The following is a 17,471-nucleotide window of genomic DNA, read 5'->3' as shown; positions in this document are numbered from 1 at the left end:
CCACTGCCCGATGCGTTTTACATCAAATAGGGCGTAAAGAGGGCGGTGATAACTGTGCTAAAACCAGTTTGTGCGATGCGCTGTGGCTAAAATGATGAGCTAACCCTCTGTTTGTGTGCTTGATTGTTTGCCCTGATCACGAAAGTACCACATAGGAGGCAATCAATGTGGCGGCGTGATAATCCGCAGGGTGAGCGGTAACCGCGTCTTGCCAAACAAGGGTATGACCAAAGGGGGGATATTGAGCTGAGGGGCCATCTCGATATCGATTAGTTGTGAAATTGTGACCGGGGCAAGATAGCAGGTACAGGTTTCATGTAGGGGCGTAATGTCCCTCTCAATGCATTGAGAAGAGTTAATCAAGGTATGTAATTAGAGAGGTATGCAGACAAGGCAATCCGCATTGCGGTGGCGTAGCAGGGTATATCAGCGACGCCCTACAGTGAAATGGTCGGTATGCCGGTATAAGTGCCCGGCATCCCATTCGGGCAATAAAAAAGGCGGGATATCCCGCCTTAGTTCAGATGAGGGTCGCAACCCTTATTTATTCGCAGGCAACCTGCATCACCTTGATGGCCAGACCGCCACGGGAGGTTTCACGGTACTTGGAGTCCATGTCCTTGCCGGTGATGTACATGGTCTCGATCACCTTGTCCAGGGAGACGCGCGGCTTGGAGGTACGACGCAGGGCCATACGGGAGGCGTTGACTGCCTTCATGGCGGCGATGGCGTTACGCTCGATGCAAGGCACCTGTACCTGACCGGCAACCGGATCACAGGTCAGACCCAGGTTGTGTTCCATACCGATCTCGGCGGCTTCGCAAACGTGCTCCGGGCTACCGCCCATCAGCTCGGTTAGACCGGCAGCAGCCATGGAGCAGGAGACACCCACTTCACCCTGACAGCCCACTTCGGCGCCGGAGATGGAGGCGTTCATTTTGTAGAGGATGCCGACGGCACCGGCAGCCAGATAGAAGCGGGTGTACTCGTCGCGGCCAACCGGCTGGATGAACTTGTCGTAGTAAGCCAGTACGGCCGGGATGATACCGGCAGCGCCGTTGGTCGGGGCAGTGACCACGCGGCCACCGGCAGCGTTCTCTTCACTCACGGCCAGAGCGAACATGTTGACCCAGTCAACGATGTTCATCGGATCGCTCGAGAGGTTCTCGTTGGTGTTGAGCTGACGATAGAGCGGCGCGGCACGACGGGGTACGCGCAGCGGGCCGGAGAGCACGCCTTCGGTACGGCAGCCGCGCTCGATACCTTCGCGCATGGTGTTCCAGATCTTGCCGAACTTCTTGTAGATCTCTTCCGGAGTGTTGAAGCACTTCTCGTTTTCCATCATCAGGGCAGAGATGGAGAGACCGGTCTGGCTGCAATGGGCAACCAGCTCAGCGGCGCTCTTGAACGGATAGCGTACGGACATGTCGCCGCTGTCAGCCTTGCCGAAGTTCTCTTCGTCAACGATAAAGCCACCACCGATGGAGTAATAGGTCTTGCTGTAGACCACTTCATCTTCGATCAGGGCAGTCAGCTTCATGCCGTTTTCGTGCAGCGGCAGGGCTTCGTCGTGGAATACCATGGCGTCGCGCGGGAAGCTGACGGTGTGGCAGTGCAGGCCGATCGGCAGGCGCTCGGTCTGCTCAACACGGGAGATAAACTCGGGGATGGCATCGATATCGACATTTTCCGGCAGGTTGCCAGCCAGGCCCATGATGATGGCAGTGTCGGTATGGTGGCCTTTGCCAGTCCAGGAGAGGGAGCCGTAGACATCGACATTGATCCGGGTTACATCGCGGATCTTGCCGCCCGCGCGCAGCTCGTCAACAAACTGCTTGGCCGCTTTCATCGGGCCAACAGTGTGGGAAGAAGAGGGGCCTACACCGATTTTGAAGATATCAAAAACGCTGATCATGTCACTATTACCTCAGGGTAGAAGGGGGCGGCATGCCCACTCACAGAAATTTGGGAGATCCATGGAACGCGCTTGTCAGCGCAGGTCACAGAACCAGATAACCGTAGTGTAACGGCTCCAGACCTAAAAAAAGTTGAAATAGATCTATTTTTGTTGAATCTGAGGCGCGAGTATAAAATTTATTTTTGTGCTTATCCATTTTGTTAAGCGTTTGCCCATAAAAATACCCGGCGATGCCGGGCATTTCGGAACCAAATGGATTCACTTTCCGTTTTTTAACATTCGGTAATGTTAACGGCGAGGCCACCACGGGCCGTCTCCTTGTATTTGGTCTTCATGTCGTTGCCGGTCTCCCACATGGTCTTGATCACCTTGTCCAGCGACACCTTGTGCTCGCCGGTGCCGCGCAGGGCGAGACGAGCTGCATTGATCGCTTTCACTGCGCCCATGGCGTTGCGCTCGATGCAGGGCACCTGTACCAGCCCGCCAATAGGATCGCAGGTGAGCCCGAGGTTGTGCTCCATGCCGATCTCGGCGGCGTTTTCCACCATGGCCGGGCTGCCACCCAAGAGTTCGGTCAGCGCGCCGGCCGCCATGGAGCAGGCCACGCCAACCTCACCCTGACAGCCCACTTCCGCTCCCGACAGGGAGGCATTCTTCTTATATAAGATGCCGATGGCAGCCGCGGTGAGGAAGTAGCGGATCAGCGTCTCGTCATCCACCTTGTGGACGAAGCGATCGTAGTAGTGCAGCACGGCGGGGATGATGCCCGCAGCGCCATTGGTGGGGGCGGTGACCACCCGGCCACCGGCGGCGTTCTCTTCATTGACCGCCAGCGCAAAGAGATCGACCCACTCCATCACCATCAGCGGATCCTTGTTGAAGTTGGTCTCGCAGCTTAACTGGCGGAACAGCCCCGGGGCGCGGCGCCGAACCTTGAGGCCTCCCGGCAGCACCCCTTCGCTCTTGCAGCCACGATCGACGCAGCCTTGCATCGCCTGCCAGATCTTGCGCAGCCCCGCTTTTATCTGCTCATCGCTGCGAAAGACCCGCTCATTGGCCAGGATCAGCCCCGAGATGGAGAGGCCGCTCTCCTGACAGTGGGCCAGCAGTTGGGCGCCGCTGTCGAACGGATAGGGGACAGGGTGTTCGGCATCGGACTTGGCGGCCTCCTCCTTGGCGGTAGCAAAGTGGCTCTCTTCAATGATGAAGCCGCCCCCGATGGAGTAGTAGGTCTGGCTGAAGCGCAGGTTTTCCTCTTTATCAAAGGCCCGCAGAGTCATGCCGTTGGTGTGGGCCGGCAGGGTTTTGCGGCGGTTGAAGATGATGGCACCGATGCGGGGAAAATAGCTTGGCTGTTCGCCAGCCAACTGTAGGCTCTGCTCCTTTTCCACGTGTGCCAGAATGGCGGGGATGGCATCGATATCGACAGATTCCGGTTCAAAGCCCGACAGCCCCAGAATGATCGCCTTGCCGGTACCGTGTCCCTTGCCGGTCTGTCCCAGCGAGCCGTAACACTCCACTTCGACTCGCGCAGTATGAGGCAGATGGCCATGGAGCTTGAGCTGCTGCACAAAAGCATAAGAGGCGCGCATAGGACCGACTGTATGGGAAGAGGAGGGGCCGATACCGATAGAGAAAAGGTCAAACACACTGATCATGACACCACTCCGGTGATGGTTTATGTCTGTTTATTCTAGGATTTTTGCCATGGATGAAAAGCGGGGATGTGCGGTGCTGTGACATGGACACAGATAATGGGGCTGGGGGGGCCAATAAGGTTGAAGGGGGTGCTCCCCTTCAACCGGCCTGATCAGTCGAGAAATTCGCACAGATAGGCAGTGGGAGTTGTCACTTCCAGTTTGAAGGAGGAGTGACCGGCCACCAGGAAGGATTCACCCTGGCTGTAGGTGTGCCACTCATCTTCATCAGCCAGCTGGATGGTGAGGGCGCCCTTGATCACTGTCATCCGTTCGGGGGCGGCAGTGTTGAACAGGTAGTCACCGGCGTTCATCACCCCGACGGTTGATTTCTCGCCTTTTTGTTCGAAACCGATGGATTTTACATTTCCGTCGAAATACTCTTTAACTTTCAGCATCTTTACATCCCTGTGTGTACGTTTGTGCAGCCAAACTAGCACAATCTTTTGCCAGTTGTCATGGGGGATGAGGTAAAAATCGCCGAGGCCGCTTTGAATCTTCACTTTTTCGCAAACTTATTAATAGCCAAGGTTAATGATTTGCTGATTTAAAACAGCAATTAAATGTGAGATAACACGCGCAAACAGGGGAATGGGCAGCCGCTCATTCCCCTGTTTGGTTAATTGCACTGGGAAAAGTGTGAATTTTGCTACATAAAGGAACATATTGTGTTAACTAAAGGACTCATAAAAAATATCGGCTTCCAGGTTGTGGTCGCCATGGTACTGGGCGCAGTGGTCGGCGCGTTCATGGGTGAACAAGCCATCGTGTTTGCACCGCTCGGTACCCTGTTTATCCAGCTGATCAAGATGCTGGTGATCCCGCTGGTGGCGGTAGCCATCCTCTCCGGCGCCGCCAATCTGGGCGCCAGCCCCGCTGCGGGCAAGATCGGTGCGGCTACGCTGGCCTTCTTCCTCGTGACCTCAGCGTTGGCCGTGTTGCTGGCACTGGTGATGGGGCAGATCTTCAAACCGGGTGTCGGGGTCGATTTCGCTTCCGTCGCTTCCATGTTTGGCGGTGACTATGCCGATAAAGGGGCGTTGCCGGATGCAGTCGCCACCTTGCTTGGCATGATCCCCACCAACGTCTTCAACTCCCTCAACGAAGCGAACATCCTGCAGATCCTGGTGTTCTGCATGTTCCTCGGCATTGCGCTGGCCAAACAGCCGCGCGAGCGGGCCAAGCCACTGGTCGATGGGCTCAATACCCTGGTGGATGCCTTCGTCTGGATGATCAACAAGGTGATGATCATCGCGCCGCTCGGGGTGTTCGGTCTGATGGCGGAAGCCATCGGTACCTATGGCTTCGATGTGCTGACCCTGGTACTCAAGCTATTCGTGGTCTATGTGGCTGCCATCCTCATCTTCGGCTTCGTGGTTTATCCGCTGCTGGTGATGATGTTCTCCAACACGCCGGTGATGAAGTACCTCTCTGCCATGAAGAAGCCGCAGATCGTGGCCTTCTCCACCGCCTCTTCCATGGCGACCCTGCCGGTCAATATGGAGACCTGCGAGCATGATCTGAAAGTGACCAACGCGACCGCCTCCTTCGTGTTGCCGCTGGGTGCCACTATCAACATGAGTGGCAACGCCATCTATTACGGCCTGGTCGCCATCTTCTTCGCGCAGGTTTACAACATCGATCTGAGCGTCGGCGCCTGGGCGGCCATCATTGTGACCTCCACTCTGGGGGCGATCGGTCAGGCCGGTGTGCCGGGCCCAAGCTTCCTGGTGGTTGCCGTGCTGCTGGCGGCCGGGATCCCCATTGAAGGGTTGCCGCTGCTGTTCGCGCTGGATCGTCTGTTCGACATGATCCGCACCTCCCTCAATATCACCGGCGATGCGGCCTGTGCTGTCATTGTTGACCGCTTTAGCCCGGAATATGACCCAGAGCGCTGGAACAAGGCATAATTGCTTTGAGCTGGACTGAGATATAACAGCCCTGAGCTGACACTGCGTAACGCGAGCCCCTGCCATGATGGCGGGGGCTTTTTATATCTGCCGGACAAGCATCAGAGCAAAGGTGTGCACAAGAGATTGCTGACGGATTTAGCTGTGTTGAATGGATAGCACAGGAGGGGAAAACATCAGTTGTGGGCATGGGCCGTATGGCGTTAACCGGCCTGTTGTAGATGCCGGGGTAGGGGATTGTCAAACGGCGGGTAACAAAAAGGGGAGCCTCGCTCCCCTCGGATATGATTTGCTGCTGGTTCTACTCCATCAAGCCATATGGTTAAACCATCCTGGTTACACCCTTGTGGCGAAAGAAACAGCGTCAACGTGATGAAATCATATCTATGTTGACCATCTCGGCATTATTACTGAAAAGCGCCAGTTGGTGGTGATTAAACAGACATGGCAAAGAGGGTCGGTCCGGATTGATGCCTCTCTATCCGGCTCAGAACTGTGACAGTGAGGGCAGAGAGACAGCAACCAGGGTGAAAAACACCGTGAAAACGGCAGTAACGACAAACTCTTTCATTTTTCTCTCCCTAAGTTGTTGGTTGATGTAGTCAAGATACCATAACAAGGGGGTAAAACAAGGTGTAAATTGATAAAATAGCCATTTTATGTTTTGGGTTGGTTGAAATGGCTGTTTTTGTCATATTGAGCTGATTTTATCACCTGCTCTGGCATGGTAGGCATTCAAGATTCTGTTTTTATGATTATTTCATTTAAATTCAATTGGTTGTTGAGATGCTGGTTGGCTTGGTGGTGGGTCTTGTATGGAGCTTTAGTGGCGTTTTATAAGTTTTCACCCTTGCAACAGTGCCATTGAGGCCATAAAAAGTGTGTAAGGCCATAGTTTGACGATTCCTGACGTAGATAGCTCATCCAAAAGAAGTCTATGGAGACAATCTGGTTGCCAGCCCTTGTCTTACCATCACTTTATCAGTCCGGAGTCTCCGCATTTTTACAGCAATATACTGGGTTCATAGGGAGGAGAGCGGTGCATCGGGGGGATACAGAGTAGCAGCTGGCTGTTTTATCACCGCCAATTTTCCCGTCGGTCTCGGTATAGACATGGCCGCAGCAAGAGTGAGGTGCGCAATAGGCCAGAGGCGTATCCTCTGGCTGGGCTGGGTGCGAGCAGCGATTTGCGTGGGCGGTACATCTGCGTGAGTCATGTGAGTGCAATACGAGAGCTGCGCCGGAGCATGGTTGGGTGAGATATCTGAATCCCTTCTGCAAGATTGAGACATAAAAAGCGGCGTATGACGAGGAGGCCGAACAAGCTCGTTTCAGGGTCGACAGAACACAGGTCAACGTAATCCGGTTCGCAGTGATAAAACATCCACGACAATACCGGAACTCTGTTCGTAGGCTGAAGCCGGTTGCTGTGAGGAGAGGAAGGCTAGTGATCAGTCAGATGGCGCAAGGGTTGGAATCAGGCAACCCGTATGGTGAGGGCCACACAGCGTGTCGATGCCCCCGTTTTTGTAAGATATTAAAAAACCCTCCGATGGAGGGTTTTTGTCATCAACAGCCGGTAAAAAGCCGCGAGGCTTAGAACAGGGTGGTGGAGAGGTTGTAAAGCTCCTGATCGAACGGACGCTTCATGTTCTCGATGCAGTCGATGATGTCGTGGTGTACCAGCTCGTTGCGCTGGATACCGACGCAGCGACCACCGTGACCAGCCAGCAGCTGCTCAACGGCGTAAGCACCCATACGGCTGGACATGATGCGGTCACGAGCAGTCGGGGCTCCGCCACGCTGGATATGACCCAGGATGGTGGCGCGGGTTTCACGACCGGTCAGGGCTTCGATGTCTTTCGCTAGGGCGTTCACGTCGGTAACGTGCTCGCAGATGGTGATGATGGCGTGCTTCTTGCCCTTGGCTTCGCCTTCCTTGATCTGCTTGAGCAGCTTCTCTTTGTCGAAGGCTACTTCCGGCACGATCACATATTCGGCACCACCGGCAACGGCGGCAGACATGGCCAGGTCGCCACAGTGGCGGCCCATGATCTCGACCACGGAGATACGGTGATGGGAGCTGCAGGTGTCGCGCAGACGGTCGATGGCGTCAACAACCACGTTCAGGGCGGTATCAAAGCCGATGGTGAAGTCGGTACCGGCGATGTCGTTGTCGATGGTGCCCGGCAGGCCGATGCAGGGGAAACCTTCTTCGGTCAGCTTCTTGGCACCCATGTAGGAGCCGTCACCACCGATGACGACCAGCGCATCGATACCGTGTTTTTTCAGGTTTTCGATCGCTTCGGCGCGCACTGCGGGGTCTTTGAAGGCAGGGAAACGGGCGGAGCCGAGGAAAGTACCACCACGGTTCACCACGTCGGAGACGCTGTGACGCTCTAGCTTGACGATGCGATCCTGGTGCAGACCGAGGTAGCCATCATAAATACCGTAAACTTCCAGGCCATGATGCAAACCGGCGCGAACCACGGCGCGAATGGCTGCGTTCATACCCGGTGCGTCGCCACCACTGGTCAAAACACCAATACGTTTGATTTGTTTGGTCATGAGTGCCTCTGGATCTGAGTTGTCAAATACGAATGTTTAAATAGACAAGCCACTTTTACTATATCGGCTTTCATATGGGATGCGGGGGCCACCATAGGAAAAGCGATACAAGAGAGGGGACGAGCCCCTCTCTTTGCCGTAATCAACGATTACTTGGCAGCGCCAGCGATGATCTGGGAGAAGTCGTCCACTTTCAGGGACGCACCACCGACCAGGCCACCGTCGATGTCCGGCTGACCGAACAGGTCGGCTGCAGTGGCGCCAGTGACGGAACCGCCGTACAGGATCTGTACTTTGGCAGCAACGGCGGCATCAAAACCGGCCAGGTACTGACGGATGTGAGCGTGAACGGACTGAGCGATCTCCGGAGTGGCAGTCTTGCCAGTACCGATGGCCCATACCGGCTCGTAAGCGATAACGGCGTTGTTGAAGGAGGCGATGCCGCAACGGTCGATAACGGCTTTCAGCTGGGTCTCAACCACGTTCTTGGTCACGCCGGCTTCGAACTGCTCCAGAGTTTCACCGATGCACAGAACCGGGATCAGGCCGCCTTTCTGTATCGCTTCGTACTTGGCAGCAACCACGTCGTCACTCTCTGCGTGCAGGGTACGACGCTCGCTGTGGCCGACCAGAGAGTAGGTGCAACCAAAGGCTTTCAGCATGGAGGGGGCGTTTTCGCCGGTGAAGGCACCAGACTCGTGAACGTCAGCGTTCTGGGCACCGTAGGCAATCTTGCTGCCAGCGGTCAGTTGCTCAACCAGACCCAAAAAGATAACCGGCGGGCAGACGGCGACTTGTACAGAAGGATGAGCGGCAGCAGCCGGGGTCAGTCCTTTGATCAGAGCTTCTACAGAAGCCTTGGTGCCGTTCAGTTTCCAGTTACCCATTACCAGGTGCTGTCTCATCTTGTATATCTCCTAGGCATTTGATTGCGCGACATTATATGAATTGAACCGAGCCCAAGATAGCTGACCCGGCGGCAAATGACGTAATTTTTTTTCGCTTTCCTGATCCAAATCAGGAATGAAACGCTTGATCGCTCATTCGTTAACCTGCCCCCGCAAGCGAGCCCACCATACCCCAATCCATTCGTGGATGGCAGCTTCGGAATACATCAGATAACGTCCTTTGGGTAAATAACTGTAGAGCGGCTGGGGTACCTGGCTCTGCTTGGCGGTGTAATCGGTGGGGGCCGGCACGGCATTGAGTCCCTGACCCTGATAGAGGGCCATGGCACGTGGCAAATGAGTGGCCGAACTGACCAGCGCCACCTCTTTTCCTTTCAGATGGCGGCTGATACTGACCGCTTCATCATGAGTGTCTTTGTTGTTTTCAAACAACGTCATCCGCGAACGGGGAATGCCGAGGCTCTCGGCCATCCGGGCATTGACCTCGGCATTGGAGAGGGGATCCCCCGATACATAGCCGGAGAAAACCAGTTCGGCTTCGGGATAGGCCTGGGCTAGGCGCACCCCTTCGAGAGTTCGTGCCAGCGAGATATTGTTCTGCCAACTGCGCATCGGTACCGCCGGGTCGCTGACATGACCATTGCCGAGTACCACGATGGCGTCGATTTTGGGATGCTGGCTCACCTCGAACGGCGGGAAGGTTTGCTCCAGCCCGCGGGCCAGTTCGTAGCTCACCGGCCGCATTCCCAGCAGGGCAACCAGCAGCAGCGAGAGAGTCGCCAGCAGTTTGCCGGTTTTCTGAAAACGGGTGAACCAGAGCAGCAGCAGGGCGATCAGCAGCAGGGAGAGGGAAAAGGGGAGCGGCATCAACAGTTGACCCAGCCACTTTTTGAGCACAAACACGGCAGACACTTCCTTGAGTTTTCAGCAAATTCGGGATGTGACAGAATACCTCTCTTTTTTGGGATGGCCACAATCCTGTGGCGCTAATGTTGAGTTTCTCCTTGAAGCACGATCAGAGTTTTGACGGGCGCGCCGACAAGTTCGCCCGCAACATTTACGACTCCACCAAGGGGCGCATCCGCACCACCATTGTCTGGAGCGACATCGAAGCCTGCCTGGCCCGCCTTGGCAACCGACCGCTGCGCATCCTCGATGCGGGAGGCGGTTTTGGCTATTTCGCCCAGAAGCTGGCGGCCATGGGCCATCAGGTGGAGCTGTGCGATCTGTCAGCCGAAATGCTGGAACTGGCCCGCAGCCAGATCGCCGAGAAGGGGCTGGAAGACAAAATTCGTCTCATCCAATGCCCCATTCAGGATCTGAAGCAACACGTGACCGGTACCTTTGATCTGGTGCTCTGCCATGCGGTGCTGGAGTGGCTCGCCGAGCCGCGCCAGACCTTGCTGGGTCTGTTCCCTTTCGTCAATGCCGGGGGCATACTGTCGCTGCTTTTCTACAACCGTCATGGTTTGCTGTTCCAGAGCTTGGTGGTGGGCAATTTTGACTATGTGCGCCTTGGTCTTCGCAAGAAGCGGCAGACTGCGCTTACGCCCACCAACCCCCAGTTGCCGGAGCAGGTCTATGACTGGATTGGTCGCGGGGGGCTGCGCATCATCGGCAAGACCGGGGTGCGGGTGATCCACGACTATATGCGTCACAAGCAGGATCAGGTGGAGAAGTTCGACGATCTGCTGGCCATGGAGCAGCAATATTGCCGTCAGGAGCCTTTTGTCGCCCTCGGTCGCTATATCCATGTGATGGCCCAGAAGCCGGCCAGTTGATTGCTCGCGGTTCACTTCGATGTGAACCATGTTTTCGATGCTACCGGATGTAGCCGCGCGCACGATTTTGCGCCCAATACAACAACGAGATGACAACATCATGATGAGTACATCCCGTACCCTGCCAGAGCGTTCTTTACCGGAGCTAGTAGGGTGGGTCAGACAGGAGGGGTTGGCGTTGAGCCTGCCAACCGACCGGCTGGCCTTTCTGATTGCAATCAAGACCCTGTCCGAAGATGAGTCGGACTTGTCGGAAGCGGCGCTGCACGACGCCTTTGGCTATGTCAGCAGCGCTTTCGGCCAGATGGACGAGACCCTTACCGGTCGCGCCAACAACGCCATCAACGATCTCATTCGCCAGCAGCTGCTGTCGCGCTTCAACACCGACATGGTGGCGGGGGAGAGCCTCTACCGCCTGTCACGCCTGGGTGTGAGCATCGTCGACTTCTTTATGGATCAGCGTCAGGTTGACTCCATCAAGCTCTCCATTCTGCTCGAACACCTGGCTGCCGAGCTCGACACCGCCCGCAAGGCGGCGCTGGAAACCAACACCCGTGAGCAGTGGGATGCCGAGGTGCTGCCGCGCCTCACCTTCTCGCTGGAAGAGACCCTGGGGCGCATCGATCTCACCCAGCGCGCCATGGATGAGCAGCAGAATCAGGTCAAAAGCGAAATCGCGGCCCTGCTGACCCAGAACTGGGTCGATGCCATTCACAGCTGCGAAAAGCTGCTGCACGAGACTGGCCAGACCCTGCGCGAGCTGCAAGATACCCTGGATGCTGCCGGCCACCGCTTGCAGGCGGGGCTGCTCAATATTCAGGAAGCAGCGCAGGGGCGCGACGATCTGTTCCACGTCGAGGAGCTGACTCACGCGTTGCAAGGTCGTCTTGACGTCATCACCAGCTGGGGTCAGCAGTGCATCGAGCTCTGGTCCCGCTACGACAGGCACGTCCACAAATTTATCCGCAACGCCATCGACATGGACAAGAACCGCGCCTTCAGCCAGCGGCTGCGCGAGTCCATCCGCAATTTCGAGCAGCACAACTGGCAGCTGCGGGTGGCCGAAGAGCCCCGTCTGCTGGAGTTGCGCGACGAAACCATCGCCATCCATGACGAGGAGGTGACCGGTGAGGTGCCCCTCGAGATGGAGTACGTCGAGATGGTGGACATCAACCAGGAGCTGGCCGAGCGGATCGAGCGCTATCTGGCCCGCTACCCCGAGCAGGGTCAGCAGCTGGACTTGGCCGATGTGCTGCGGGAATACCTGCTGGACTACCCGGCTCATGCCCACTTCGATGTGGCGCGTCTTCTGATCGACCAGGCCGTGCGCCTGGGCCATGCCAGCGGCGAGCGCGAACTGCATCGCCAACCCGCATGGAAACCCATTAACCAAGCTGGATCCAAGGTTCAGGCCTATGTCATTGATCAATTCTGAGTTTCCCTTGCCGCTGCGCCTTGCAGAGGCGATTGCCAACCCCTTGTTTCCGCGCATCGACACCGCCTTGCGCTCCGGCCGCCACATCAGTGCCGACGAGTTCGAGCAGCATTCGGCGCTGGTCGAGTATCACAGCGAGCTGGAGATCTTCTACGGCCGCTATCAGGTGGAGCTGATCAAGGCGCCGGAAGGCTTCTTCTATCTGCGTCCGCGCCCGAGCTCTGACATCGGCACCACTGTGCTTTCCGAGCTCGATATGCTGGTGGGCAAGGTGCTCTGCTACCTCTATCTGAGCCCGGATCGTCTCGCCTCGGAAGGGGTATTTGCTATGGCCGAGCTGCAAGAAGAGGTGTTGAGCCTCGCCGACGAGAAGCAGCTGCTGCGGATGGTCAACAGCCGCTCCGGCGGTACCGATCTCGACAAGAAGAAGCTGCTCGAAAAGATCCGTACCTCCATGCGCCGTCTGCGCCGCCTTGGCATGATCACGGCTCTTTGTAACGGGGATAAATTCCGGGTCAACGAATCGGTGTTCCGTTTCGCCGCCGACGTGCGCTCCGATGAAGATCCGCGTGCCGTTCAGCTGCGGATGATCCAGGAGGGTGAAGCCATCTTCCACGACGACGAAATGCCGAGCAGCGACTCGCTCTTTGATGACATCGAGGCGGATCTCGATGAAGAACAACTGGATCTGGAGGTATAACCGGTGCGAGGCAAGTTCAAATCCCTGACCATGGTCAACTGGAACGGCTTCTTTGCCCGGACCTTCGATCTCGACCAGCTGGTCACTACCCTTTCCGGCGGCAACGGCGCGGGCAAGTCCACCACCATGGCGGCCTTTATCGCAGCGCTCATCCCCGATCAGTCACTGCTTCACTTCCGCAATACCACGGAAGCGGGATCGAGCAGTGCCTCCCGTGACAAGGGGCTCTACGGCAAGCTGCAGCGCGGCCACTGCTACTCACTTCTGGAAGTGATGAACAGCCGCGAACAGCGGATCTGGGTCGGCGTGCACCTCGAGCAGGTGGCCAACCGCGACAACAAGGTCAACATCACCCCGTTTGCGCTGGTGGATGTGCCGGAGAATCTGGCACCGACCGATCTGCTGCTGGAGAAGCTTGATGGCGGCAAGGGGCGGGTACGTGCCTTTACCGACCTGAAAGGAGCGGCCGCCGAGCTGGGGGCGCTGAAAGTCGCCAAATTCAATACGGTGACCGACTATCACAACTTCATGTTCGAGTTCGGCATCACCCCGAAGAAGCTGCGTGATCAAAAAGATCGCGGCAAGTTCTACCGCCTGATCGAAGCCTCTCTCTACGGCGGCATCTCCTCGTCCATCAGCCGTTCCCTGCGCGAATACCTGCTGCCGGAAAACTCCGGGGTGCGCAAGGCGTTTGCAGACATGGAGGCGGCCATCTACGAAAACCGCCGCACGCTGGAAGCGATCAAGGAGACCCAGGGTCAGCGGGATCTGTTCAAGAACCTGATCACCGAGACCACCCACTATGTGGCTGCCGACTATGTGCGCAACGCTGCCGAGAAGAGCCGCCTCTCCGAGCTGGCCCTCAAGGCGCGTCAGGAGCTGGCCGACAAGCGCCGCATTCTGGCCGAAGAGAAACAGCGCGCCATCTATCTGGCCGATGAAGTGGAGCAGCTCACCAACCGCGAAAAATTGCTGACCGACGAGCTGGAGTCTGCCTCCGAGCATCTGGCCAAGGTGATGGCCGCAGTCAGCTTGCAGAAGAAGATCGAGATGTACCGCGCCGATCTGGCGGATCTCTCTGACAAACTCGAACAGCAGCAAGCGGTGGTGGAGGAGATCCACGGCCAGCTGCTGGAAGTGGAAGAGCGCAAGGAGCTGGCACAGGCAGAAGTCGACAGCCTCAAGACCCAGCTGGCCGACTACCAGCAGGCGCTCGATATCCAGCAGACCCGCGCCATCCAGTACCGTCAGGCGGTGCAGGCGCTGGAGGCTGCCCGCGAGCAGTGCGAGCTGCCGGGGCTGACCGCCGAACAGGCGAGCGACACCCTGCACCAGTTCCGCGCAGCTGAGCAGAGCCTCACCAGCCGGGTGCTGGGGGCAGAACAGCAATTGGCGCTGGCCAAGGCGGCAGTGGCCGAGCACGAAGCGGCACTGGCACTGCTTTTGAGCATCGCCCCCGAGACAGTGCGCGAGGCCGCCTGGCCCACTGCGCAGGCGCTGCTCAAGCGTCACATCGAAGACAAGGCCCGCATTGCCCAGGGGCAGGGGCTGCGCGCCGCGCTGGCTCGCCTCGAGAAAGAGAGCGAAAGCCAGAAGAGTCTCTTCAAGCTGCGTGACGAGCTGCAGCAGGCCTCCGGCCAGCTGATTGCCAGTAGCGATGAGCTGGAGATCTTCCTCGAAGCCCAGCGCACCCGTCAGGAGGATCTCTCCGAGGAGCAGGCGGAGGTGAACCAGCGCCGCGCCGGCCTCGAGCATCAGGGCACCCAGCTGGGGCGCGATATCAGCGATCTCACCAAGCTGGCGCCGCGCTGGCTGAAATCGTTCGAGAAGCTCGAGCAGCTGCGCGAGCAGAGCGGTCTGCCGCTGACTACCGCCGAAGAGCTTTCGGCCGGTATGCAGACCGTGCTCGACAAGGAGCGCGAGTTCGAACAGGAGAGCAACCGCATTGCGGCGCAGAAACAGGCGCTGGAGCTGCAAATTCGCAACCTGCAGCTGGGGGCAGGCGAGGCCGATCCCCGTCTTGCCCGCATCGCCGAGCAGGTGGGGGGGGTGCTGCTCTCCGATGTCTACGACGACATCTCCATTGACGATGCCCCTTACTACTCGGCGCTCTACGGCCCGGCTCGCAGCGCTCTGGTGGTGCTCGACCTTGAGGGTGCCATCGAGCGGCTGAAAAAGCTGGAAGATTGCCCGGAAGATATCTACCTGATTCAGGGCAACCCCGACTCCTTTGACGAGGATTTGGTAGAAGCTGACGAGCTGGGAGACGCCGTGCTGGTGCGCACCAGCAAGCGTCAGGTGCGCTTCTCCCGCTACCCCGAGCTGCCGCTGTTTGGTCGCGCCGCCCGGGAAAAACGGATCGAGCAGCTCGACCTTGAGCGTGAAGGGCTCATCGAGGGTTACGCCAAGGCCGCCTTCGAGCAGCAGAAGTACCACCGTCTCTACGGTCACTTCCGCGACTTTATCGGTCAGCATCTGGATATCGCCTTCCGTCCCGACCCCGAAGCCGAAGTTCAGGCCAAGCAAGCCGAACTGCGCGCGCTGCAAGGTGCCATCGGTGAGTGCGACAAGCAGTTGGCCGAGGCCAAAGCGGCCGGCGCCCAGCTGACTCGCCATATCCAGCTGGTGCAGGGCATGCTGCCCTTTGCCCACCTGTTTGCCGAGACTGATTTGGCGGCCCGCCTCGAGGCGGTTCACGCCGATGTGGAAGCGCTAAAACAGGCCGAAGCCTTTATCGCCAAACACGGCAAGTCGCTGGAAAAACTGGAAACCATGGTGCAGGTACTGCGTCAGGATCCGCAGGATCTTGCGGTGCTGCAGGCTGCTTACGATGAGGTGAGCGATCTGCTGGCCGAGCAGAAGCGCCGTTGCTACGCCCTCGATCAGCTGGTGGCCCGTCTGCCGCACTTTGCCTATCAGGATGCACAAGATCTGCTGGGCAAGGCCTCTGAGATGAGCGAGCGGCTCAAAGAGAAGCTGAAAGCGGCCGAGCTTGCCGCCCGCACCGCTGGCGAGCAGCACAAGCAGATTGCCCTGCGCCACACCGAGGCGTTGCAGCTGCGCACGGCCCTTAACTCCAGCGTCGAGGCCAAGCGCCAGACCCTGACCGAATTCGAGCAGGAGCTGGCGGCCATGGGGCTGACCCTCTCTGACGATATGGAAGAGAAGGCGCGCGCTCACAAGAAAGAGATCGAAGAGCTGCTGATCCGCACCCGTTCCCGTCGCACCAGCGCCGAGGCCCAGTTGCAGGTCACCAAGCGGGAGATCGAATCCCTCGGTGGCCGTCTCAAGCTGGAAGGCAAGGATTACTACAGCGCCCGTAAATCCCTGGTGGGTCACAAGGCGAGCTGGTCGCGGGTGGTGCGGCTGGCGCGGGAGACCGATGTCGAGAAGCGTTTAAATAAGCGCGAGCTGGCGTACCTCGACAGCGACGAGCTGCGCTCCATGTCGGACAAGGCCCTCGGCGCCCTGCGGGTGGCGGTGGCGCACGACGAGGCCCTGCGTGATGCGCTGCGTCTCTCCGAGGGCAACCGCAGCACCGAGCAGAAGGTCGCCTTCTACGTGCAGGTCTACCGTTATCTCAAGGATCGCATTCGCAACGACATCATCCGTTCCGATGATCCGGTCGAGGCGATCGAGGAGATGGAGATCGAGCTGGCCCGTCTGGCTGACGAGCTCAAGCAGCGGGAAACCCACCTGTCGCTCTCCTCCCACGAGGTGGCGGCCAAGATCACCAACATCATCCGCCGCGAGCAGAACCGCATCCGGGTGCTCAACCAGGGCTTGCAGAATATCGCCTTTGGTCTGGTGCGGGGGGTGCGCCTCAACGTCAATATCCGCGAGGCCCACACTCGTCTGCTGACGGCACTGGCCGATCAAACTGCCATGCACAACGATCTGTTCGCCGACAAGGAGCTCAGCTTCTCCGAGGCGATGGCCAAGCTGTTCCAGCGTCTCAATCCGCAGATCGAGCAGGGCGATCGCAGCTATCAGGTGATGGGCGACGTGCTGCTCGACTATCGCAACTATCTGGAGCTGGAGATCGAGGTGCAGCGCGGGGCCGATGGCTGGCTGCGTGCCGAGAGCGGTGCGCTCTCCACCGGCGAGGCGATCGGTACCGGTCAGGCCATCCTCTTGATGGTGCTGATCAGCTGGGAGGAGGAGTCCCGCCGTCTGCGCGGCAAGGATATCGCCCCCTGCCGCCTGTTGTTCCTCGACGAAGCGGCCCGTCTGGATGGCAAATCCATCGCCACCCTGTTCGAGCTGTGCGAGCGGCAGGATATGCAGCTGCTTATCGCGGCGCCCGAGAACATCAGCCCCGAGAAGGGCACCACCTACAAGCTCATCCGCAAGGTGCAGGGCAAGCACGAGCACGTGCATGTGGTGGGCCTGCGCGGCTTCGGCTTTAGCGATGACAAGCTGATTGCCTGAGAAGTCTCTGGCCCATCCCGACAAGGGATGACCGGTAACTAGTTGAAAGGGAGGCATTTGCCTCCCTTTTTGCATGGAAGATATGGCAAAGTAGCCGCGCGGTCGCTGCTGCCTGACAACAAG

The 17,471-nt window shown here is 58.0% G+C and carries 11 protein-coding genes; 5 read left to right on the top strand and 6 right to left on the bottom strand.

Features of this window, described 5'->3' with window-relative positions:
• Nucleotides 1–544: 544 nt before the first annotated feature.
• From G5137_RS07550 to G5137_RS07540, 3 genes are all read right to left on the bottom strand, one after another.
• Nucleotides 545–1,915: an L-serine ammonia-lyase gene (locus G5137_RS07550; RefSeq protein WP_005336844.1), complete on the bottom strand. Its 1,371-nt coding sequence runs from the start codon at nucleotides 1,913–1,915 to the stop codon at nucleotides 545–547.
• Between the two features lie 275 nt (nucleotides 1,916–2,190).
• A complete protein-coding gene (locus G5137_RS07545) occupies nucleotides 2,191–3,576 on the bottom strand; it encodes an L-serine ammonia-lyase (protein ID WP_421208999.1) in 1,386 nt (461 codons plus the stop codon).
• A 152-nt stretch (nucleotides 3,577–3,728) separates the two neighbouring features.
• A complete protein-coding gene (locus tag G5137_RS07540) occupies nucleotides 3,729–4,013 on the bottom strand; it encodes a pyrimidine/purine nucleoside phosphorylase (RefSeq protein WP_421255173.1) in 285 nt (94 codons plus the stop codon).
• Between the two features lie 270 nt (nucleotides 4,014–4,283).
• Between G5137_RS07540 and G5137_RS07535 the strand changes: the two genes are divergently transcribed.
• Complete coding sequence (locus tag G5137_RS07535; protein ID WP_040069277.1) at nucleotides 4,284–5,525, top strand: dicarboxylate/amino acid:cation symporter; 1,242 nt, start codon at nucleotides 4,284–4,286, stop codon at nucleotides 5,523–5,525.
• A gap of 1,596 nt (nucleotides 5,526–7,121) precedes the next feature.
• On the opposite strand, the gene pfkA is transcribed toward G5137_RS07535, so the two are convergent.
• The 3 genes from pfkA to elyC form a co-directional block, all read right to left on the bottom strand.
• Nucleotides 7,122–8,093, bottom strand: coding sequence for a 6-phosphofructokinase (gene pfkA, locus G5137_RS07530; protein ID WP_005336840.1), 972 nt, complete (start codon nucleotides 8,091–8,093; stop codon nucleotides 7,122–7,124).
• 149 nt (nucleotides 8,094–8,242) lie between these two features.
• The gene (gene tpiA / locus G5137_RS07525; protein WP_120414341.1) at nucleotides 8,243–8,998 is read right to left on the bottom strand and encodes a triose-phosphate isomerase; all 756 of its coding nucleotides are present in this window, start codon (nucleotides 8,996–8,998) and stop codon (nucleotides 8,243–8,245) included.
• A 135-nt stretch (nucleotides 8,999–9,133) separates the two neighbouring features.
• Entirely contained in the window at nucleotides 9,134–9,904 is a 771-nt protein-coding gene (gene elyC, locus G5137_RS07520; protein ID WP_421255172.1) for an envelope biogenesis factor ElyC, read from the bottom strand.
• 101 nt (nucleotides 9,905–10,005) lie between these two features.
• Between elyC and cmoM the strand changes: the two genes are divergently transcribed.
• The 4 genes from cmoM to mukB all read left to right on the top strand — a co-directional run bounded on the left by cmoM (nucleotide 10,006) and on the right by mukB (nucleotide 17,348).
• A complete protein-coding gene (cmoM, locus tag G5137_RS07515; protein WP_421204955.1) occupies nucleotides 10,006–10,782 on the top strand; it encodes a tRNA uridine 5-oxyacetic acid(34) methyltransferase CmoM in 777 nt (258 codons plus the stop codon).
• A 100-nt stretch (nucleotides 10,783–10,882) separates the two neighbouring features.
• Entirely contained in the window at nucleotides 10,883–12,217 is a 1,335-nt protein-coding gene (gene mukF / locus G5137_RS07510; RefSeq protein ID WP_026034988.1) for a chromosome partition protein MukF, read from the top strand.
• Nucleotides 12,198–12,917, top strand: a complete 720-nt coding sequence (gene mukE / locus G5137_RS07505; protein WP_421255171.1) for a chromosome partition protein MukE — start codon at nucleotides 12,198–12,200, stop codon at nucleotides 12,915–12,917. The genes mukF and mukE overlap by 20 nt, the downstream gene beginning before the upstream one ends.
• 3 nt (nucleotides 12,918–12,920) lie before the next feature.
• Nucleotides 12,921–17,348 carry a chromosome partition protein MukB gene (gene mukB, locus G5137_RS07500; protein ID WP_421255170.1) on the top strand — a complete coding sequence of 1,476 codons (4,428 nt, stop codon included), beginning with the start codon at nucleotides 12,921–12,923 and terminating at the stop codon, nucleotides 17,346–17,348.
• Nucleotides 17,349–17,471 lie beyond the last annotated feature (123 nt).

Origin of the sequence: Aeromonas sp. 600282 (assembly GCF_049175755.1) — a bacterium.
Lineage (GTDB): Bacteria > Pseudomonadota > Gammaproteobacteria > Enterobacterales > Aeromonadaceae > Aeromonas > Aeromonas veronii_A.
Note: the sequence above shows the minus strand (reverse complement) of the source record. Positions and strands in the feature narration are given on the sequence as shown.

What these genes read in the sequence shown, in the direction of transcription:
- G5137_RS07550 (WP_005336844.1), bottom strand. Translation starts at nt 1,915, where the DNA reads ATGATCAGCGTTTTTGATATCTTCAAAATCGGTGTAGGCCCCTCTTCT.
- G5137_RS07545 (WP_421208999.1), bottom strand. Translation starts at nt 3,576, where the DNA reads ATGATCAGTGTGTTTGACCTTTTCTCTATCGGTATCGGCCCCTCCTCT.
- G5137_RS07540 (WP_421255173.1), bottom strand. Translation starts at nt 4,013, where the DNA reads ATGCTGAAAGTTAAAGAGTATTTCGACGGAAATGTAAAATCCATCGGT.
- pfkA (WP_005336840.1), bottom strand. Translation starts at nt 8,093, where the DNA reads ATGACCAAACAAATCAAACGTATTGGTGTTTTGACCAGTGGTGGCGAC.
- tpiA (WP_120414341.1), bottom strand. Translation starts at nt 8,998, where the DNA reads ATGAGACAGCACCTGGTAATGGGTAACTGGAAACTGAACGGCACCAAG.
- mukF (WP_026034988.1), top strand. Translation starts at nt 10,883, where the DNA reads ATGATGAGTACATCCCGTACCCTGCCAGAGCGTTCTTTACCGGAGCTA.
- mukE (WP_421255171.1), top strand. Translation starts at nt 12,198, where the DNA reads ATGTCATTGATCAATTCTGAGTTTCCCTTGCCGCTGCGCCTTGCAGAG.